Origin of the sequence: Acinetobacter sp. 251-1 (assembly GCF_030329305.1) — a bacterium.
Taxonomy (GTDB): domain Bacteria; phylum Pseudomonadota; class Gammaproteobacteria; order Pseudomonadales; family Moraxellaceae; genus Acinetobacter; species Acinetobacter piscicola_A.
In genome coordinates this window covers 131,629-152,957 of sequence record NZ_JACANS010000002.1, presented here as the reverse complement: position 1 = coordinate 152,957, position 21,329 = coordinate 131,629, and the positions used below count along the sequence as shown (strand labels likewise).

Sequence of the window (21,329 nt, the reverse complement as noted above, 5' to 3'; positions counted from 1 at the left end):
TTCCTCTAAAGATACTGTCCGCAGAATCAAAACCAGTCTCCCAAATGGCTTTGATTGAATAAATTTAGTATATTGAAATAGTAAGTAAAAAGTTTCTCTTATTTCAGTTTTATTTCTCTGTTTTTTGAAAATATTTTCCCTCGATTTAAATTATATTGAAAATATTTTCTAAATTTAAAGAAACTAACAATAATTATCTTAAATTAATCCTTATCGTTTGAAATTTTTTCAAAAACAACAATCTCAATTTTTAAAATACTTAAACTCAGCATCCAACCACTTATTCATGGTTGATCATCTTCACTGATTTTCTTTCACGCTTGTCTTCATACATATTTAAGTCGGCACATTCAATCAGCTGATCTATGCTCTGTGCATCTTTTGGGAAAATTGCCAAGCCTAAACTTGCCCCTATTTTTAAATCAATATTTTCAAATACAAAAGGCAAACCACATGCTTCAGAAATACGGTTCATCGCAGTTTTTGCTAAAGCTTGATTTTCCACTGAAGATAAAATCACAGCAAATTCATCGCCACCTAAACGTGCAACTAAGTCATCATGTCGAATAGACTTTTTGATTCGATCCGCAATTTCTTTTAAAGCAATATCCCCTAGTCGATGCCCATATTCATCATTGATATGTTTTAAACCATCCATATCAATCATTAAAACACCTAATTTTTTATTATTTTGCTTTGCTGTAAGCAGTCCTTGACGCAAACAATCTAAAAATAATGCCCGATTTGCCAAACCTGTCAGTTGGTCTTGCGTCGCTAACTTATACAGCTCTTGTGCCCCAAAGCGAGTGGCATGATACATTGCAGCTGCGATCAGTTCCGACATTAAAGTTAAAAGTTGTAGGTCACCTTCTTTAAATGCTGACACTTTTTCTGCATAAATTTTTAGCACACCAATCGCATCCCCACAATGAATCAAGGGAACGACCGCCATTGAACGCAGTCCAACTTTTCGACAAGCGACTTTATCTACCCGTGCATCGAGTTCACTATCTTCACAATATAAAATTTTGTTTTGTATAACACATAAGCCCGACAAACTATTTTCTTGACTTAAACGTAAGCCCAATAAATGTGCTGCCCCACCTGATACCGCACGATAGACCATCTCGCCCTCTTCTGCCAACTCCACCACAGCCCCTTTTGCTTGAGTCATCAATTGGGCTTGTTCTGCGACCAACGTCATTACAGCATTTAAATCGAGTCCCAATTTCGCAATTGCAGTTTGGGTTTGAATGACAGCCATCAGTTGTTTTTGTGTCGGTTGTTTGGATTTAGGCATATTGTGAAAGAGCGAATTTAGCGATGATTTCATTCTAAAAATAATTTCATTTTTTGTATAGCGGCTTTCAATATGGTTATTTGCTATTCTTTGACAAGTTGCAAACTTTCAAGCATTTAATGTTGTTTTTTACAGCACTTCGACACGGATTTGTAGTTTTGCATTTCATAACGAGCAAGAGTGTTATAAGCTTTTTTTAATTAAAATATCATTTAATTTTGTCATGACTGATACTGTTTACCAACTTGATCGTATTGATCGAAAAATTTTATCTGAGCTTCGTAAAGATGGTCGTTTGAGTGTGACCGAACTGGCTGAAAAGGTAAATCTGTCGACTTCTCCGTGTTGGACACGTTTAAAGCGTTTAGAAAATGCCCATATCATTGATGGTTATACCGCAAATATTAATCCAAAAGCTTTGGGCATTAATGAGTTATTTTTTATTGAAATTACACTTGAACGGCATGATGATGAAATTTTAGATGAGTTTAGTCATGCCCTTGCCAATATGCCTGAAGTTGTTGAAGCGCATTTAGTCACAGGGGATTATGATTATTTAGTGAAAGTTGCAGTAAAAAATGCAGAGCATTATGAGCGTTTTTTACGGAAAAACTTATACTCTATGAAAGGGATTCGTCATACTCGTTCTATTTTTGCGTTAAGACCGTTAAAGCTGGCAAATAGTGCGGATTTGTTAATGATTGAATAACTTTCAATTTTTCATGATCATCGTTCTATTATAGGTTTCTATTTTTCTCATTTTAAAATAAATGAAGCATTAGCACAGATACATATATCTAGCTGTGCTAATTACAACTATGGTTTATTTACTTTATTGAGCAGTATAACCACCATCTACTAAGATCGCTGTACCATTCACAAAAGAAGCTTTATCACTTGCAAGAAATAGAACAACATTTGCGACTTCTTCAGGCTGACCCAAGCGTCCAATTGGATGTAGTTTAGCGAGTGTTTCTTTTTGGCGTTCATCAGCCGCACTCAACAATGGCGTATCAATATACCCTGGACATACGGCATTAATACGTATTCCTTTGGCTGCATAATCAATAGCAAGTGTTTGGGTGAGCAGTTTTACACCAGCTTTTGCTGCTGCATATGCAGTTACTCCCTTTTTACCGACCCAACTATGGATTGAACCACAATTCACAATCACGCCTTGTTTATTTTCTGCTAGCCAATATTCAATGGCATATTTATCCACTAAATACACTGCTGTTAAGTTAATATCTATAGTTTTTTGCCAGCGATCTAAGGATAACTGGTCAATTGGTGCATCCATCGCTACACCAGCATTGGCAAAGACAATATCTAGACCAGAAAATGTATCGACTGTGTGTTGGATTAAGGCTTTATTTTCTTGTTCGTTGCGTACATCTATTTGGAAATAACTGGTGGTAAAACCTTGTTGATTAAGTTCATCACTCACTGTTTGTCCATGCTGACTTAAATCAGCAATAACTACTTTAGCGCCATTTTTGCAGAATGCCTTTACCGTTGCTAAGCCAATCCCACTTGCACCACCTGTTACAATCACTACTTTATTGTTAAAACTCATCTTTTTCATCCTTAAGCCATTACCTGTTTTATAAATAACATATCTCAGGCTAAAAACCCATTAAGTAAGTATGGTGTGTTCTGATTTATTTTTCTCAATTCTTAGCATCTTGTTTTGGCTAAATTTCTTGTTTTATGTTTTAATGGAAACAGTATGAGATGAGCCTTATATGAGTATCACGCGAGTGATACGACTAGCCCCCTGAATCAGGGGGCTTTTTAATGTCTACAATTTAGTCTATTCAATCATTGAATGTCAAAGACCCATTTTTTAGCGTCTAAATCGCTCGTGGTTTCACAGACATAATAGTCATGATCCCAAGCATCTTGATTAAAGATTTCTTTCTTAAAGTAAGTGATTTTTTTGCCATTTTCAATACAAACAAAGCTTTCGCCTTGGTCTTTGACTTGGGTTCCGTTGAGGAAACCACCGATACAGAGAAAGCGGGGTTGTTTAGACATTCAATTTACTCAGCATACTATTCATATAATTATCATAATTCCCGAGTTGATTTTCCCAAAATCTATCATTCTCAATATCATCAATAAACTGTATAGGATCAACAGCATTCGATTCTTCCTCTAGATCAAATGAATCATCTATGAAGGAATTCATAAAATCAGCCTTTCCATTTAAAGATATAATGATTTCATCAATAGATATTTTTAAATGATTATTAAAATATTGATGATCAAACTCTAAGGTTGTATCTATAATCCAAGAATGAATTTTTACATCATCTAAATTTTCAAAATATTGATTTAAAAATTCATTTCTGACATAAGCCTCTTTCTTTGAAAGTTGATAAGCTGCTTTATTTAAAGTGAAGTTTCGGTATTCGTAAATTTCTTGAATACTGCTTTTAATATAGGTCGACTTAACCTCTGCTACAATTACATGGTTTTCATATATCGCTATCAGATCAATTTCACCCGCATTGCCTATAGTAGGTTGATGTTGGCAAAAAACTTGAAAGCCTACTTTCTTAAATTTTTCAGCTAAATTTACTTCAATATTATCTGTTTCTTCTTTTAGCTCTACACGATTTTTATGCAATTTACGTACATAATTAATCATTGTAGTATTCAAATTTTGATAAGCCGTAAGCCAAGGAAACTGAAAGATAAAATCATCAATTTGATAAAATGGTTTTTGTTGCAATGTTGAAACATCATTTTCGTTATATAAATCACAACTCCAAAAATTTAAAATGGATTCCATTTTCTTCTTTTTTACATTATTTGAAGTTCCCCTAACCCATGAGGACATTCTTTTTACTTTCTCTTCTCGTTTAGCAAAAGTGAAAGGCATTCTATTTTCACCAATTACAAATCCATGCATAGTAAGCTGCGATAAAGCTTGTAAATTATTTTCTACTTTAGATAAAAAACTCATAAATTTTTCGATGTGATCTTTTAAATAATGTGCTTGCGACAAAGTCATCGTTATCATTGTTTCATAAGCATCGAACTTTTGATGATTTATACTGAAATCTGAAATCCCATAAACTTGTTTTAACTGTTCTTGTATACCAAATGCTTTTGATAACGCAATTGCATTAGCTTCTAAATTATTACCTGTATTTATAATGCTATAAATAGCATCAGATTTTAGTAGATTTTTAGTACCAATATTAAGCCAATAGTTTATTAATAAAGAGTTTTTTTCCGACCAATTATTCTTTTCAACTTTTGCATTGGTAAATATCAATTCTGAATTGTTCACACTGTAATTTACAGACTTATCAAAACAAAATGATTCGAGAACATTTCTTTTGTAGTTAATGATCTCAATTTTTATTGCTACGAGCTTTTTATACAATTCATATTGATCGTAAAGCTGTAGAGTCATACCTTCACTAGTCAAGAAAGGCATTAATTTATTTCTTAATGCCAAAGCTATCGATTGCTCAGTCAATTTTTTAGTATTTTTTTTAGAAGTTTTAACAATTTCATCAAAAGCTTTCCAAACTACTTCTGCTGAATTTTTTTCTTTTTTATCAAATTGATGAGGTAAATACTCAAAATAATCTTGATTAGGAATTAAATATTCATAAGCATATAAACTGCCAAAAACCATAGCTGTAATTTGACCAATATTCAGTTTGTTTTTAATATCCTCATAAACTCCTAGTCTAAATTTATACTGTTCTTGTAAGTGCTCTACTGTCCTAATAAAGTGACTTAACTGATCAATAGCCAATTCTTCCGCTACTACTTTCACTATTCCCCAAGAACTATGTTCAGAATTAAGGATAATTCCTGAATAACGAATTGCTAAGATAAAGCTGTGTAAATCAAGTTTTAAATATTGGATACAAATATTTTTATTATTTATTTCGTAACGGATATATTGGCTCAATGCAAGGATGTAATTTTCACTTCGCACATCACTAATATTAAGCAAATTTATAAACCTTGATTGCCAAAACATTTCAAATTTATTTTTAAAATCACCTACTTTTGGTTGTGAGCTTTTATACAAAAGATCTTCCACAATTTTTTCTTTGGCAAGTTTAGAGTCAAATTCCAGAAGTAGTGACTCAAATTTATTTTCGTAATAATTTTGCATAAAAAAATAAGGGCTGAATAATCAGCCCTTATTTTCAACTACTTAATCAATTAAGACAATTGAGCAGCAGCAATTTTTTTCGTATCTACATCAGCAGCAGCATCTGTATAAGTTTCCATCTTATCAAAGTTCAAGTATTGATAGATGTCAGCAGACATGCTGTCGATTTGAGCAGCATATTGTTGATATTCTTCTGGAGTTGGTAATTTACCAAGTACAGCAGCAACAGAAGCAAGCTCAGCAGACGCTAAGTAAACGTTCGCACCTTGACCTAAACGGTTCGGGAAGTTACGAGTAGAAGTCGATACACAAGTTGTGTTCGGTGCTACACGTGCTTGGTTACCCATACATAATGAACAACCTGGCATTTCAGTACGCGCGCCAGCTTTACCATAAGTATTATAGAAACCTTCTTCCATCAATTGGCGTTCGTCCATACGCGTTGGAGGAGCTAACCAAAGACGAGTAGACAATGAACCGCCTGGAACTTTTTCTAACAATTTACCCGCTGCACGGAAATGACCGATGTTCGTCATACAAGAACCAACGAATACTTCGTCAATTTTCCCGCCTTGAACGTCAGATAACAATTTCGCATCATCTGGATCGTTTGGACAGCAAAGAACTGGTTCAGTGATCGTAGAAAGGTCGATTTCATACACTTTCGTATATTCAGCGTCAGGATCCGCTTTAAGAAGTGATGGGTTCGCTAACCATTTTTCCATGTTTTCAACACGGCGTGCCATAGTACGTGCATCGCCATAACCTTCAGAAATCATCCATTTCAACATCGTGATGTTTGATTTCAGGTATTCAGCAACTTTCTCTTCAGAAAGTGTGATTGAACAACCAGCAGCTGAACGTTCAGCAGAAGCATCAGAAAGTTCGAATGCTTGCTCAACAGTAAGATCAGTTTCCATTTCTGTTAAGTCGATCTCTAAGATACGACCAGAGAAGATGTTTTTCTTACCTTTCTTCTCTACAGTTAAGTCACCTTGCTGAATCGCAACATAAGGAATTGCATGTACAAGGTCACGTAGTGTGATACCAGGTTGCATTTTACCTTTGAATTTCACAAGTACAGATTCAGGCATATCGAGTGGCATAACACCAGTCGCAGCAGCGAACGCTACAAGACCAGAACCCGCTGGGAATGAAATACCAATTGGGAAACGCGTATGTGAGTCACCACCAGTACCTACTGTATCTGGAAGAAGCATACGGTTTAACCAAGAGTGAATAATACCGTCACCTGGACGTAGTGATACACCACCACGGTTCATGATGAAATCAGGAAGCGAGTGTTGCATTTGAACGTCAACTGGTTTTGGATATGCAGCTGTGTGACAGAAAGATTGCATAACAAGGTCAGCAGAGAAGCCTAGGCAAGCTAAGTCTTTCAATTCATCACGTGTCATTGGACCTGTTGTATCTTGCGAACCAACAGTGGTCATCTTAGGTTCACAGTAAGTACCTGGAAGTACACCTTGACCTTCAGGAAGACCACAAGCGCGACCGACCATTTTTTGAGCTTGAGTGAAGCCTTTACCTGTTGCAGCAGGTTGAACTGGTGTACGGAACAATGTAGAAGGTGCAAGACCTAATTCTTCACGTGCTTTTGCAGTTAAACCACGACCAACGATCAAGTTGATACGACCACCCGCACGTACTTCATCTAGAAGAACTGGAGTTTTAAGTTCAGCTTCAGCGATTTGAGCACCATCTTTGAATGCAGTTACTTTTGCAGCAGCATGATCAATCTTAAGAACAATTTCGTCACCCATGTTCATGTTTTGAACATCGATTTCTACAGGTAATGCACCTGCATCTTCCATTGTATTGAAGAAAATCGGAGCGATTTTAGAACCTAAACAGTAGCCACCGTCTTTTTTGTTCGGGATGTGAGCAATTTCATCACCAAAGAACCAAAGCACAGAGTTCGTTGCAGATTTACGAGATGAACCTGTACCCACAACATCACCAACATATGCAACTTGGTTGCCTTTTGCGATGAGATCTTTGATTTGGCTTAATGGACCAACTTCACCTGGTTTTTCAGGGTTGATGCCATCACGTTCGTTTTTCAACATTGCATTTGCATGCAATGGAATGTCTGGACGGCTCCAAGCGTCTTGTGCAGGTGACAAGTCGTCAGTGTTGGTTTCGCCAGTCACTTTGAAAACAGTCAGTTTAATTTCTTCAGGAACATCTTTACGACTTGTGAACCATTCAGCGTCAGCCCAAGATTGAAGAACTGCTTTTGCATTTGCATTGCCCGCTTTTGCTTTATCAGCAACGTCATGGAACGCATCAAATACAAGAAGTGTTTTTTTCAATGCTTCAGCAGCGAGTTCACCTAAGGCAGCATCATCAAGCAATGCAACTAATGGTGCAACGTTGTAACCACCAAGCATCGTACCTAGTAAGTAAACCGCACGTTCTTTAGAAACCAAAGGAGAAGTTGCTTCACCCTTTGCCACAGCAGCTAAGAAAGCAGCTTTTACATAAGCAGCTTGGTCAACGCCCGCTGGAACACGATTTTCAAGCAAGTCAACTAAAAAAGCTTCTTCACCAGCAGGTGGGTTTTTTAATAATTCAACTAATGCAGCAGTTTGAGCATCGTCAAGTGGCTTCGGTGGGACTCCGAGTGCGGCACGTTCTTCAACGTGTTGGCGGTAAGCTTCTAGCACGGTGTTATTCCTCTTTTTTAAAAAATTACTTACGAATGTTTTGCTTCCTTGAAAGCTTCATAAGCAATATGGACAATCAAATTTTACTAAAAATCAAGCCAAAAGTTAATGCAAGCAGCGTGTTAATTCGTGATGACCGTTATTTTGTAAATAAATAGTGGCTGCTTTTTGCTACTTTTATATCCAATATATCTCTCACAAACTCATTTTTTAAAATGAATGTGCTTGCATTACGTTTAACAGATCTTAAACCGTAAAAAAGGCAACCTATTGTTGCCTGAATGGGTGAAATTTAGAATACCACCTTAGTGGACTGTGGTGCTACGTAAATAGTCTTGAAAAGCATTTCTACAGCCTTCAAATTTGATAAAAATTTCATCCTCATGCAACATAGCATGTGCAGCACTCGCAAACGAAATATGCACTTGGTAAATTTTTGCAGGCTCATCAATCACTTGGCGAATATGCACCTGATCACCTAAACTTAAAACATAGTGACTTCCACTAATCACTGCAACGCCTTGTTCATCCTCTAAGAGCAAGTCTGCATTATGTAGGTACGCAATAACTTCCATTTTCTCACTCCTCTACATTATGTAATTTTCTATTTCTATATTTTATATATGCTTTTCACTTTTTATGCTAATCATTTTTTATTGCAATATCACCCGCTCTTGCCCCATATTTACGATATGCTTCAATTGAATGCTTATGCATTGCGATCTTAAGATTTTTATTTAAAATAAAGGACATTCTATGGCATACATAGGTTTGTCTTTAACCATTCGTGTTTCTAAGCGACAAATATCATATTTTTTCATGGCAAGCTGATCTACACTTTTACCCTCTTGCGATGCTTGTATCAGTATTTCTAAGGCTTTGTCTTTATCTGCTAAAACACCCTTACCTTGATAATATGCATCTCCTAAAAAGAATTTTGCCCGTGTATTTCCACTATCAACAGCTTTTGAGTAATAATCAAAGGCCCGCTTAGGATCTCGCTCCACCCCTTGTCCGCGTGCATATAAAATTCCTAAATACAACATCGCATCTGCACTTTTGGACTCAGCAGCTTTTTGCAACATTTGCATTCCTTTATTCAGATCTTTTTTGACGACTTCACCTTGGGTGTACATCCATCCTAAATCCGCCAAAGCCTTTAAATGACCATTTTTAGCCGCCTTTTCAGTCCATTTAAATGATAATTCTGGATCTAATTCTATATATTCGCCACTACTGTAGAGCGAACCCAACATAGCTTGTGCATCCACATGACCTTGTTCAGCTGCAAGTGCAAAATATCGAAGACTTTCTTGAATATTCTTTTTTACATAATTCCCATAAAACAATAAACTTCCATAATAATATTGACCAAGTGCAAAACCTTGATCGGCAGATTTTTTTAAATACTCAGCTGCTTTAGTTTTATCCTGCACTACGCCCAGACCATGTGCATAACAATTAGATAAATTAAATGTCGCATCAGCTAATCCTTGCGCTGAAGCATATTTTAATAATTCAAAAGCCTTTTTTTCATCTTGAGCAACGATATCACCACGTTGATATATGGTCGCCAAGTTGACATACGCCAATAGTGAACCTTTTTCCCTGGCTTGATTTAAATAAAACAGCGCTTTACTACTATTTTTAGCTACATTTTCACCTTTATAGTAAAACCAACCTATTGCATTTAATGCTGGTGGATACTCTTGTTCTACGGCTAAATTTAAATATTTCAGCGCCTTTGCCTTGTCATGCTCATAATAATATTCAAAAACTTGATACTGTGCTTTAACATGTCCTGCCTCAGCATCCGCAATAAGTTGTGTTATTTGAGATTGTGATGCAACTGCAGATGGTTCGGATTCGACTGCTTCAACTTGTTGTGACTGACTGCATGCCGCTAAACTAAGACACAGTAAACTCATACTCATTTTGATATAAATTTGTTTTTTATACATGATGCAATGCCCTTAATTATTCAAACTTTCTCATAAAATATGCACGATTTTTTTGTTTGAATATTTTCGATTTCCCCTTGTGCAGACGTCTTTTCCATTGCCCAATAACGATGATCTAGACCTTAGCCATCAAGGGAAAATATTAATTTTTTAAAACGATCATTTCACCCCTTAACAATAAAGTGAAATCGCTTGCAAGATTTTTCGACTCAGCTCATCGGGCACTCAATGGCAGTGTACACTTTACCATCGACCATACTTTTGACTTCACGACAGCCCTTTGAATCCGTTTCTGTACCTTGTAACATGGCAATGGCTTGTAGCACACCTGCTTGCGCTGCCTCTTGTATTAAGCGATAGGCTTTATCCTGATCTTTTTTCGTGCCAACACCATTATAATATGCCAAAGCAAGATTGACTTTCGCCATTGGTTCTCCAAGTGCAACTGACTTTTCTAACAACTCAACTGCTTTTTGGTCATTTTGTTTTACACCATCGCCACGGCTATAAAGCGTTGCTAAGTTTGCATAAGCCAAAGCATTATTTTGTTTTACGCCTTTTTCCAGGTACTCTACGGCTTTCTTATAATCTTGTTTTAGCCCCGTACCTTTGTAATACATCCAACCCAGATTGTTTAAAGCAAGACCATGATTTTGTTTGGCTGCAGCCTCTGTCCACCGAATCCCTTGTTCAATATTTTTCGGTAAAAGCTCACCTGTTAAATAATAACTCCCTAGAGTCGCCTGGGTGTGTGCATGTCCTGATTCAGCAACCTCAGTTAACAGTTTTGTTGCTTCCACAATATCTTGTTTTGAAACGTCTGGACGATGCAATAAGATCATACCCGCCATATATTTTGACTGAGCATCCCCCAAAGCCGCACCTTTTCTTGAATATTGCAATGCTTTTTGCTCATCTTTAGCAACTGTTTCTCCTTTGCCATACATGGCAATCAGTTTGTGAATCGCATCAAGATCCCCCTGATCCGCTTTTTTAACCAATTGTTGAACATTGTCTAAATATACTTTTCCATCGGCATAAGTCACAACAGAACATCCGAGTAAAAATAAAAAACCAAGTGTATGAATACAGCGTTGAATTTTAATAAGTTGCATAATAACCTTCTGGTGTTTTTAAAAAATTTTAATAAATTACATGTATATATTTATAATAGTATTTGAATTATTGCTATTATTTCAATCTTTACATACATAAAAACCGTTCTATTAGAACGGTTTGTAATCTGGCATTTTTTTCGGGTCATGCGGTGTATTTAAACATTGTTCATATGCCTGCTGCTTAAACTTCGCTTGTACAGCCTCATGGTCTGCCTTTAACTCAGCATTTGGCATCGCATAAATTTTTTCAAGATACTGCAATATAAAGCCTTTAGTGGTTGGATCTGTGACTTTATTGGCATAATCCAAAGCTTCTTTTTTGCTAATACCATTTTGACGGTCTAAAGTGATTGAACGTGCTGCATTCCCAATACTCGTACAGTAACCTTTCCAAATTTCTTCAGGGGTAGCAGGTTTTTTTTCAGCACAACCCGATAAGACCACAACTGTACCAAGCACAGCGCAGGTGAATAAGTTTTTCATATATATCTCCTATCGGAGCTTATCATACTGAATTTGGCATCGATTGGCAGTTTTAATTGCACTTTTCTACCTATGCGAAATTCTCAGTACATCCAAGCAGCAGTGCTTAATCCTTTTTCCATCTCCAAATTCCCTACCTAGAAGTTAAATTGATTTCGTCAATCCAACTTCTGATCGTCGTAAATTTTAGAAACGCCAATGATAGAACAAGTCGATGGCTTTTTCTAAAGACTGACTTGCTTCTAAGTACAAGCGTTTATTCATTTGATAACGTAAGGTCAGTTTATTGACTGGTGTAAATACACCCACCCCATAACGAATATATAAGTCAGGGGTAATATAACCCGTTAAACTTACTTGGGTATCATCACCTGTACCTTGTGCATCTAATGCCAAACCACTTAAACCAAACGTTTGCCCTATTTGATTGGTAAAGGCACGAGTACCCCCCAAGCCTAAACTGATTCCTGCTGCGGCAATGGTATTGTTGACATCTGATTTAAAGCCCGCTTCATTACTTAAACCACTTGAACCTTCATTAATACGTCCTGTAATCAGCGCATTCATCGCCTCTTGGTCAGATAAACCAGCATCATTATAAACTTGGATATTTGGGCTGCTTGCAGTACCTGTGACCCGTAAGCCAACAGTACTTCCTGAAATCGTTTTATTGGCATCAACATCGAGTGTTGGATTTGGCAATGCGCCATTAAAACGAGCAATGGCACGATTAAGATCAAGTTTTTGCCCATAGGCTTCGATAGTCACTTTTTGACTAACACCAATGGCACCATTGGCACGCATTGCAGTCTCTAAGCCACGTTGAGATAAATACACACGCCCAATCAATGGAATACGACTATTAAAGCCTTGGAAGATAACTTTATTGCCTAGTTTAACATCAATATCTGCACGAATATCCCAAGGTTTAGCCGCTTTTAAAATCGCCAACTGATCATCCCCCTCATGTACAACACGTACATCAGAAGAAACATTGACTACTGGCGCACTCGACTCGGGCATTGAAATCAAGGCATTCGGTACATCGACTTTACCTTTGACTGTAATACGCTTACTCAAAGGATAAGCATCCATACTCATATCGGTGTCTACAACAGCTGTAATCAACGGCGCTTGACGAACCAGTAATTTGTCACCTTTGAGTGACAATTGAATACGAGGATCATTCTTCCAATCAATGTTCCCTGTCAGTTTACCCACACCACGACCACTGTTGAATGCGCCATCGATAGTGGCTTGATTTTGTTGAATATGTGAATATAACTGTACATTGGTCAAATTTACAGGCAATGAAATCATACTGATTTCACCATTTTTTAATCGCAATGCACCATCAAACAAAGGCTGTGACAAAGTACCACTGATTTTCCCTGCAAGAGAAAGCGTGCCATCCAATTTACGTACATCTGCAATAAATGGCTTCAAGATTTTTAATTGCACTTCATTAAAGGCAACCTCACCACGCATATTTTTTTGCGCAGAATATGGATCAATCACCACACTCGCATAGCCTGTACCCACATTTGGCGCTTTCAGATCTACACGTGTTAATAAACCTTCTGCAATACTTTTCACAATAACACTAGCTTCATCATAGTTCATTGAGGTTGCGGGATCATCGGGATTTTCCGCAGCAATCCCAATTTGACCTTTACGTGTAATGAGTTTTGCATCAATTTTTGGACGTGAGCCTTGTGCCCAAGCAGCTTTGGCATAGCCATTTAGTTCACCTGTTAATGCTAAGCCTTCAGGCATAAATGCAGCAAAGTCATTTAAATCTAATTTTTGGGTAATAAATGAGACATTTCCTTTGGCTGGACTAACCCGTACAGGTTGATCAAAACATAATTTACTTTGTTTACTCGACCAACAATGCTGTCCAACGTAAACCTCAGATTTTGCGGATGTAAAAATAACAGGCGCTGCTTGATCTTGTAATAAATGCGCCCGTACCGAGTCAAACTCACCTTTTTGAATCTGACCTAGCCAATCATTTTGTGCATTAAAGCCACCTGCCAATTGCACATAGAATTTTGAGTAATAATTCCAACCTTGTAGTTGTAATAAATGTGCTTTACGTGTGCCTGTTAAGGTGATCCCTGCATATTGAATCTGACGTGTACCGCTACGCAAATTATCCATACGTGCCACCATTTTTGCAGGTGCGGTATCTGACGTTGGTAACTCACCAATCAAACTCATTTTTTCAATACTGAAGCTATTATTCAAGCCAAATTTATCGACTTTAAGATTTGCTGTAGCACTTAAATGAGGCTGCGCTTGTAGGTTTAAATAACCATATGCTGTTCCCCTTAAACCGGGGTATAGCTCATATAAAGCAGGTGCATTAATTTTTAAACGTAAATTTTGTGCATTGCCTGTCGCTTGCACTTGATTTTGCGCATAAGATAAAAATAAATTATTGGCTTCAAACTGCTGCGGCATAAAGCCTTTCTCATTTGAATTAAGTACTACAGCCAAATTACCTTTTCCACGTAAAGGTTTATTGTTAATAATCCCTGCCAGATTCAAATTTTGAATATTGATACGTTTTAAACGATCTGACCATGTGCCTTGTGTTTTCACATTGCCAGACACTTCACCACGTACAGAAGACACAAAATATTGTGGTTTAAAGCGTACCAACGAGGCGTTTACATCCCAACCAATTCCATTGCTCAGATGAACCAAACCACTGGCAAAAATTTTCCCTGCAATACCATCATGTTGTAATTCTGCGATTTTGATCAGTTCAGGTGTGCCTGAAACACGCGCTTTAAGTACACCACTGCCTTGTTTAAACTGTGAAGCATTTAAAGTCCCATCATAATTGACCGCAAAACTTTTAAAACCACCACCGGCTTTTTCATCATGAAAAATGACTGCTACCGTACTTGTACCTTTGAGTTGAATGGTTTCAGCTTTGGCTTGATCTGCCATCCGTCCAGTTAAATTAATGCCTGTTAAATGAATAATTTGTTGATTTGGCTTTGCATAGCCATTGGCTTTAATTTGACCATTTAACAGATTAACAGGTGCAGCAGGAACAACCGTTTGTGGATTAAAATCCTGAGCATTAAGTAATGCATTCCACTTTAACTGACGTTTTTCATTGGGTAACTCGACCACCGCATTACCCGTTAAACTGCCTTTACCTGCAACATAACGGAATGCTGGGACATGTAAATTATTGCCTTTAAGGTCAAGTTGGGCATTGTATTGCCCTGCAGGCAATGCACCTTTTTCGTGCTGACGTACAACTGTCGCCACATGAATATTTTGCTTTCCTTCCACCAATGCCAGTTTCACTTGACCATTTTCACTACTCAACCAACCAATATACGGCACTGCACGATCAATATTTTTCCACTGCACATCCATAAGCATTGGCTCAGGCGTTTTCTTTTTCTGCTCTGCCTGATCAAGTTTGAGATTCCATGCTTCATATTTGTCAAAATTAACATTGGCAGTTAAATGCATACCCTTTTGTAAAATACCTTTGGACGCAATATTTGCATCCAAACTTGGGGGTAAAAAATCTTGAATTGCTTGGGGAATCAATTTATCTTTGGGGTTAATACGGTCTAAACGCCCTTTCATATCCCAATTCACATGATCTTTCCAACTCACTAAGCCAGCGACATTGACTGCGCCCCCCATGACTTGACCATTGAAATTTTTGATATTTAACTGATTGATTAAATCGGTATGCGCTAAAGCACTATATTGACCTTGTGGAATATTTGCACCACTCAAGTCAGTATTTAAGTCTAAATCTAAACCTTGAATGTCCCCGTTAAACTTGGCAATCCCGTCTTTTGCGAAGAGTTTTTGTTCAGGTAAAATAGGTAAATGGTAATTTTTTAAAATCAATGCACCTTGCATCGGTACATGTGGACGCATCGGATGCAATACTGCCCAAGCAGTTAATAATTCTGGTGTATGGGTTGCAACACCTGCTTGAATGGTATCGAGCGTTCCTCGTGCATGCACATAAATATCTTGAATATTTAAATGACTTAATGCAGGTAGATTTAAAATTGCTTTGGCTTTGAGTGGATATTTGCCTTTAAAATCCATCATCCCTTCGGCATTTTTAACTGCCAAATAGCCCATGTCCATACTCGAATTTTTAAACTTTAACTCAGTCCCAGACCATAAGGCATCTTCTAAATGCACATCTTTAAAATCAACCTTGCTGCTTGAGCTTTGAATCTGCAAATGATCAACATCTGCTTGGTCTAAACGCAGTACAAAAGGTAATTTGATTTCACTAAACTTAAAAGGCTCATTACTCGGTGGCGTTTTACTGATCAGTCTAAGATTACGAACATCTGCATGACTCAAATGAATTTCTTTATCCAAAATCGCACGCCAACCCAAAGACACATCAGCCCGATCAATTTTGACATCCACAGCAGCCAAGGTCACTAAAACATTTTTTAAAATAATCCCTTGTAATAAATTCCCACCTTCATATTCATAGTGGATAATTTTTTGACTGGCTGCAACTCGATCTAATAAAAACTTACTGCCTTTATCCGTTGAAAACATCACAACCAACGCAGCAACTAATAAAACAATAACCAAGCCGATCGACAACAATACATTACGCAATATATTGTGCTTTTTCGGTGTCTGCTCAGCTTGTTGCGGAGGCTTTTGATCATTATTTTGAAGCTCTTGCTGTTTATCGTCAGCCATAATTATCCCAAATGTAAATTTTTATTGAATGAATTAAAGTTGTGAACCAATAAAGAAGTGTAAACGAATTGGATGATCAGGATCAGAAATACCTGATGCAACATCTAAACGAATAGGACCAATCGGTGATTTCCAACGAATCCCGACCCCTACGCCATATTCTGGATCATTGGAAAATTTTTCATCAAAGGCATTACCAAAGTCACTAAAGATCGCTGCACGCCATCCCTCTTTAAATTGATAATTGTATTCTAAAGAACCTACAGCCAAAGCTTGCCCGCCCATTTTATAGCCATATTCTTCTGGGGATAAACTCTTATAGTCAAAACCGCGTAAGCTTTGGTCACCTCCCGCAAAGAAGCGCAAGTTATAGGGGACTTGATCAAATTTTTTGGCAAAAATATAGCCTGTTTCTAAACCTGCCACAAATTGATGATCATCATTTTCCCCGAGTGAATACAATCCTTTCCACGTCGCGTTGACAATTGCCATATCCGTATCAGACAGTAAGCTTTCACTACCGAGTTGTACTTTATAAGATTGTTTAAAACCTCGCGTTGGATTAAGACGATTATCACTGCTGGTTTTCGATGCTTCATAACCCACCAATAAAGATTCTTGCTCTTGGTTCGCACCAGGCACTAAAAATGCTTCAGGAATTTTATCTATGTCCACAATACCTGATTGGGTCACTCGGTCTAAACGATAACGCAGTCCAAAGACATGTTGCCATTCCTTACGAGAACCTTTAATGATACGGTCTGCCCCTGCTACCGCAGACTCAATCACCAAGTTCATATCATTCCCGATACCATCACGTTGTTCGCGCTCATATCCCCCGACTAAACTAATATAGTCATTGAGTGGATGGTTATAAGGAATGTTATAGCGACCATCAAAAGATTGACGAATTTGTGATAATTCCATATTGGCATCAAATGAATGACCATAATGGTTCACAATGGCACGGCGATATTGTCCACGTAAACGTACACCTGTATCCGTACCGTAACCTATACCCGCTTCCACACTATTGAGACGGTCGGCATTTAAAGTGACAATAACAGGAATGACTTTTTCGTCACGAGCTTTTTGCTGTAATAGCTCTGTTTCCGATTGTTTTTCTTGTTGCTGTACTTGTGCAATACGCGCATTTGGGTTGATTTCGCTAGTGCTTGTCCCTGCAAATTGCTTTTCATCTACGACATTTTGTGTCACTTCTTTCGCGGAGAATTGCTGTTTTTGAGTTTCTTTTTGATCTGCAAATGCTGCTTCTGAAACTTTCTCTTGATCCACTAAAGCTTGCAAATCAGGCGGTAACTCTAACGGTTTTTCAATTGGATCTGGCTTAACTGCATCCACTAAGGTGTAGTTAAAATAACGTGAGTTGGTTAAGTTATTCGCTAAAGCATTTACACGCCAAGCGGTATAATCTGCTCCTGCACTCCAAGGTGCCATAGATTTTAAGACTTTTAAATCTATGGGCAATGGCTTGCTTGGATCACTCATTCTAAATTCAACTTCACCGATCTTATAACGCTCACCCGTTTCATAACGTAAGTTAATTTCGGCTTTGTTTTGTGGTTGCGTCACTTTAACATCATGCAAACGCCAGTAGCTGTCAAAGAAACCATTGTTATTGGCAGCATCTACAATCCGTGATTTGGTGGTTTCATATAAACCATGATGTAAAATGTCACCTTCTTCTTGTTCAGGCAAAACACGAATCACTTGGAATTGGGCAAGATTTTGTCCTGCACCCGAATATTCTATCTCTTGTTTTTCAATGGTTACTGGGTCATTGGGTGTGACTAAAACTTTGACTTTATTTTCATTTAATTTCTGAAATTTAAACTGTGCATTATAATAACCTACTGCTTGTGCGGCTTGATTGGCTAAAGTACGTAATTGTGGAACTGCAAAATTAAAATCAGAAAAAGCTTCTGTGGTAAAACTTGAAAGTTTCGCCTTAATATTATCACCAAGGATTGTAGGTGCACCCTCGACTTCAGCACTGATTCGAGAGACTTTTGCCGTATCAAATTTAGGTGGACGAATACGATATAAAGCCCGTTTGAAAATATTGGCTTCTTTTTGTTCCGTTTTTTGCTCGTTTGAATGATCGGTTAAAGTTTTACCTAATTCATTTTCCTGTACAATAATTTTATTATCTGATTCAATCGATTGCATCAATTGTTCAACATTTACAGGTGCTTGGGTAATTTCGCTAATTTCTTGCTGTGTTGCATCATTGACTGTAATTTCAGGTGCTTTTGCTACCCCATTACGAAAATTTTGTGCCTCGACTTTAGCTTCTTCTGCGACTTTAAAAATTTCATTGGCTAAATTTAAATCAACTGTATTATCAGGCAACTCTTCTAATTGTTCAAACGTTATTGGTTTAAATTCATTTAACTGACCTGCTGCTTGCTCTTGTTGTTGCAACATATCCACGCTATCTACAGCGATGGTTTTTTGATTTAGTTCAGCAACATTCTCGTCTATTTTATCAATTTTTACCTGACTTAAACCTTGTTGTTCTGCCGCTTTTTCAAGTTGTTCTGGCGTATTTCCTGCAACTGTATTTGTAGTTTCTGTTGTTTCAGGTCTGTCCGCAGAGTGTGTAATTTGTGCTAAAAACACACTCAAAAAAACACTTGCACACAACAGTTTATTCCGTTCATTTGTGCTAAAAATATGCTGCATACAATGTGCAAGCACTGATTTTTTAAATTTGATTTTTGCTAGCATAGCAAGCTCTAAACACCCTAAAATATGAATGGAAAATAACAGTAATGAACGTCCCCAGACTACAACTTAAATCACTTGGTTTTTCACATTATCTTGGAAGTTAAAATATCATACATGATTTTGCGATATAGTTACTAAATCTCCACACTTCTTAATATAACTTAAATGAATGGTTTTCCGATGGAAAAAAATGAACATATCTTAGCAACACGGCGTTTTTTGCCCATGTTTATGACCCAATTTTTCGGGGCATTAAATGATAATGTGTTTAAAGGCTCATTACTCCTTGTGATTACCTACGGCTGGATTCATTTACATGGTACAGCGATTAGCACTTTAAATAATCTTGCTGCCCTGTTATTTATTTTGCCGTATTTTATTTTTTCTGCCACGGCGGGACAAATTGCAGACAAATATGAACGTTCTTCTTTGGTTCGTGCCATTAAAATCTTAGAAATTATCATCATGCTACTGGCAACAGTTGGTTTTATGATGGGCAATTTATGGGTTTTACTTTTTGCACTGTTTTTAATGGGCACCCACAGTACCTTTTTTGGTCCAATTAAATATGCGATTTTACCTGAGATTTTAAAGCCGAATGAATTAATGTCAGGGAATGCTTTATTTCAGTCAGGCACTTCGATTGCGATTTTATTGGGAACGATCATAGGCGGTGCTGTGATTTCTGTCTCTGCAGGCAATTTAATTTGGATCAGTCTGACGGTTGTGGCGATCGCAGTACTAGGTTTTGTCGCGAGTCTTTTTATTCTTAAACAACCGACTTCAAATACACAGTTAAAAATAGATTGGAATTTTGTGCGTACCAGTTATCAGACCATAAAATATGCGAAAAGTTTACCTTTGGTATTTTTAGTCTTATTAGGAAATTCATGGTATTGGTTCTATGGTGCGACCTATTTAACGCAAATTCCACAAGTAACTTTGCAAAACTTACATGCCAATGAAAATGTTTCAAGCCTATTATTGACGTTCTTTTCTGTTGGTATCGGCGTGGGTTCTTTATTATGCCGTAAATTTGGTGGTCGTGAAGTCAATATTAAAATGGTCCCGATTGGCGCAATCGGTTTAACCGTTTTCGCTTTTTATTTTGCGGCAAGTTTAGCATTTATTCCACACTATACAGGCGAGTTATTAGGCATTGCAGAGGTATTTCAAGCAGGTTGGGCGTATTATCATGTCATGCTTGCTGTCACATTACTTGGTATTTGTGGTGGTTTTTATATCGTACCACTCTATGCCATGATGCAAGCGTATACCCCAAAATCACATCGCGCTCGTGTCGTTGCTGCTAACAATATTTTTAATGCGATATTTATGGTTTCATCAGCAATTTTCTCTATACTTATTTTAAGTGTACTCAAACTTAATATTAAAATATTATTTAGCATTACAGCAATTTTAAGCGGCATATTCTGTATTGGGTTATTAATGCGTTTAAAACCATTAATCGCAACAACTCAAATCACATTGGAGGACTAACATGCGTCATTACACTGGCATCGACAAATTGATTCACTCTTTTGATCAAGCCTTAAGAAGTTTAGTTCCCGGCACGACTTCCGCACAGCGTAGCAATCCTTCTGAAAACACTGAAACCAAGCTTGCTGTCAGTGAAGCACGTCATGTAGCAGGTTTAATGCGTGTCAATCATAGTGGCGAAGTGTGTGCACAAGCACTGTATCATGGACAAGCTTTGACCGCGAAATTGCCCAATGTACGCCGTGAAATGGAGTTTGCTGCGATTGAAGAGCAAGATCATTTGGCATGGTGCGAAGATCGTTTAAAAGAGTTAGACAGTCACACAAGTTTATTGAATCCTGTTTGGTATGGTTTATCTTTTGGTATGGGAGCGATTGCAGGAATCGCAGGAGATAAATACAGCTTAGGATTTGTCGCTGAAACTGAACGTCAAGTGAGTTTGCATTTACAACATCATATTAGCCAACTGCCACCGCAAGATGAGCGTTCACGTAAAATTTTGATACAAATGAATGAAGATGAGTTACATCATCGAGACACAGCATTAAAGGCAGGTGGGGTAGATTTACCAATTCCAGTGAAAATTACAATGACTGCGATTTCTAAGCTAATGACCAAGACCAGTTATTTTATTTAATTGTTTTGTATTTTAAT

General features: G+C 37.4%; 14 protein-coding genes. 3 read left to right on the top strand and 11 right to left on the bottom strand.

Annotated features, from left to right (window positions below; translation table 11 throughout):
* Positions 1-280 precede the first annotated feature (280 nt).
* Positions 281-1,300, bottom strand: a complete 1,020-nt coding sequence (locus HX129_RS02055) for a sensor domain-containing diguanylate cyclase (RefSeq protein ID WP_130072646.1) — start codon at positions 1,298-1,300, stop codon at positions 281-283.
* Between the two features lie 223 nt (positions 1,301-1,523).
* On the opposite strand from HX129_RS02055, the gene HX129_RS02050 reads away from it, so the two are divergent.
* Positions 1,524-2,009 (top strand): Lrp/AsnC family transcriptional regulator, encoded by a 486-nt coding sequence (locus HX129_RS02050; RefSeq protein ID WP_130072648.1) that lies wholly within the window; start codon positions 1,524-1,526, stop codon positions 2,007-2,009.
* A gap of 123 nt (positions 2,010-2,132) precedes the next feature.
* Here HX129_RS02050 and HX129_RS02045 read toward each other — a convergent pair whose 3' ends face one another.
* From HX129_RS02045 to HX129_RS02000, 10 genes are all read right to left on the bottom strand, one after another.
* The gene (locus HX129_RS02045) at positions 2,133-2,876 is read right to left on the bottom strand and encodes an SDR family NAD(P)-dependent oxidoreductase (protein ID WP_286433307.1); all 744 of its coding nucleotides are present in this window, start codon (positions 2,874-2,876) and stop codon (positions 2,133-2,135) included.
* Positions 2,877-3,121: 245 nt separating this feature from the next.
* Positions 3,122-3,337, bottom strand: a complete 216-nt coding sequence (locus HX129_RS02040; RefSeq protein ID WP_286433308.1) for a hypothetical protein — start codon at positions 3,335-3,337, stop codon at positions 3,122-3,124.
* Positions 3,330-5,447: a hypothetical protein gene (locus HX129_RS02035; protein WP_286433310.1), complete on the bottom strand. Its 2,118-nt coding sequence runs from the start codon at positions 5,445-5,447 to the stop codon at positions 3,330-3,332. The genes HX129_RS02040 and HX129_RS02035 overlap by 8 nt, the downstream gene beginning before the upstream one ends.
* A 50-nt stretch (positions 5,448-5,497) precedes the next feature.
* Complete coding sequence (locus HX129_RS02030; protein ID WP_286435967.1) at positions 5,498-8,137, bottom strand: bifunctional aconitate hydratase 2/2-methylisocitrate dehydratase; 2,640 nt, start codon at positions 8,135-8,137, stop codon at positions 5,498-5,500.
* A 305-nt stretch (positions 8,138-8,442) separates the two neighbouring features.
* Positions 8,443-8,712 (bottom strand): hypothetical protein, encoded by a 270-nt coding sequence (locus tag HX129_RS02025; protein WP_286433313.1) that lies wholly within the window; start codon positions 8,710-8,712, stop codon positions 8,443-8,445.
* Between the two features lie 162 nt (positions 8,713-8,874).
* Positions 8,875-10,098, bottom strand: coding sequence for a tetratricopeptide repeat protein (locus HX129_RS02020; protein ID WP_286433315.1), 1,224 nt, complete (start codon positions 10,096-10,098; stop codon positions 8,875-8,877).
* Between the two features lie 209 nt (positions 10,099-10,307).
* Positions 10,308-11,213 (bottom strand): tetratricopeptide repeat protein, encoded by a 906-nt coding sequence (locus tag HX129_RS02015; protein WP_286433317.1) that lies wholly within the window; start codon positions 11,211-11,213, stop codon positions 10,308-10,310.
* 111 nt (positions 11,214-11,324) lie between these two features.
* On the bottom strand, positions 11,325-11,699 hold the full coding sequence (locus HX129_RS02010) for a hypothetical protein (RefSeq protein ID WP_174492916.1): 375 nt from the start codon (positions 11,697-11,699) through the stop codon (positions 11,325-11,327).
* Between the two features lie 186 nt (positions 11,700-11,885).
* Positions 11,886-16,424, bottom strand: a complete 4,539-nt coding sequence (locus HX129_RS02005; protein WP_286433320.1) for a translocation/assembly module TamB domain-containing protein — start codon at positions 16,422-16,424, stop codon at positions 11,886-11,888.
* A 33-nt stretch (positions 16,425-16,457) separates the two neighbouring features.
* Positions 16,458-19,175: an autotransporter assembly complex protein TamA gene (locus HX129_RS02000; protein ID WP_286433323.1), complete on the bottom strand. Its 2,718-nt coding sequence runs from the start codon at positions 19,173-19,175 to the stop codon at positions 16,458-16,460.
* A 180-nt stretch (positions 19,176-19,355) separates the two neighbouring features.
* Between HX129_RS02000 and HX129_RS01995 the strand changes: the two genes are divergently transcribed.
* Positions 19,356-20,675, top strand: a complete 1,320-nt coding sequence (locus HX129_RS01995) for an MFS transporter (protein ID WP_286433325.1) — start codon at positions 19,356-19,358, stop codon at positions 20,673-20,675.
* 1 nt (position 20,676) lies between these two features.
* The gene (coq7, locus tag HX129_RS01990) at positions 20,677-21,312 is read left to right on the top strand and encodes a 2-polyprenyl-3-methyl-6-methoxy-1,4-benzoquinone monooxygenase (RefSeq protein ID WP_180045327.1); all 636 of its coding nucleotides are present in this window, start codon (positions 20,677-20,679) and stop codon (positions 21,310-21,312) included.
* Positions 21,313-21,329 lie beyond the last annotated feature (17 nt).

Excerpts from the sequence above, each read along its gene's own strand:
- HX129_RS02010 (WP_174492916.1), bottom strand. The coding sequence starts at position 11,699 with ATGAAAAACTTATTCACCTGCGCTGTGCTTGGTACAGTTGTGGTCTTA.
- HX129_RS02050 (WP_130072648.1), top strand. The coding sequence starts at position 1,524 with ATGACTGATACTGTTTACCAACTTGATCGTATTGATCGAAAAATTTTA.
- HX129_RS02020 (WP_286433315.1), bottom strand. The coding sequence starts at position 10,098 with ATGTATAAAAAACAAATTTATATCAAAATGAGTATGAGTTTACTGTGT.
- HX129_RS02040 (WP_286433308.1), bottom strand. The coding sequence starts at position 3,337 with ATGTCTAAACAACCCCGCTTTCTCTGTATCGGTGGTTTCCTCAACGGA.
- HX129_RS02045 (WP_286433307.1), bottom strand. The coding sequence starts at position 2,876 with ATGAGTTTTAACAATAAAGTAGTGATTGTAACAGGTGGTGCAAGTGGG.
- HX129_RS02015 (WP_286433317.1), bottom strand. The coding sequence starts at position 11,213 with ATGCAACTTATTAAAATTCAACGCTGTATTCATACACTTGGTTTTTTA.
- HX129_RS02005 (WP_286433320.1), bottom strand. The coding sequence starts at position 16,424 with ATGGCTGACGATAAACAGCAAGAGCTTCAAAATAATGATCAAAAGCCT.
- HX129_RS02000 (WP_286433323.1), bottom strand. The coding sequence starts at position 19,175 with ATGCTAGCAAAAATCAAATTTAAAAAATCAGTGCTTGCACATTGTATG.
- HX129_RS02055 (WP_130072646.1), bottom strand. The coding sequence starts at position 1,300 with ATGCCTAAATCCAAACAACCGACACAAAAACAACTGATGGCTGTCATT.
- HX129_RS02035 (WP_286433310.1), bottom strand. The coding sequence starts at position 5,447 with ATGCAAAATTATTACGAAAATAAATTTGAGTCACTACTTCTGGAATTT.
- HX129_RS02025 (WP_286433313.1), bottom strand. The coding sequence starts at position 8,712 with ATGGAAGTTATTGCGTACCTACATAATGCAGACTTGCTCTTAGAGGAT.
- coq7 (WP_180045327.1), top strand. The coding sequence starts at position 20,677 with ATGCGTCATTACACTGGCATCGACAAATTGATTCACTCTTTTGATCAA.
- HX129_RS01995 (WP_286433325.1), top strand. The coding sequence starts at position 19,356 with ATGGAAAAAAATGAACATATCTTAGCAACACGGCGTTTTTTGCCCATG.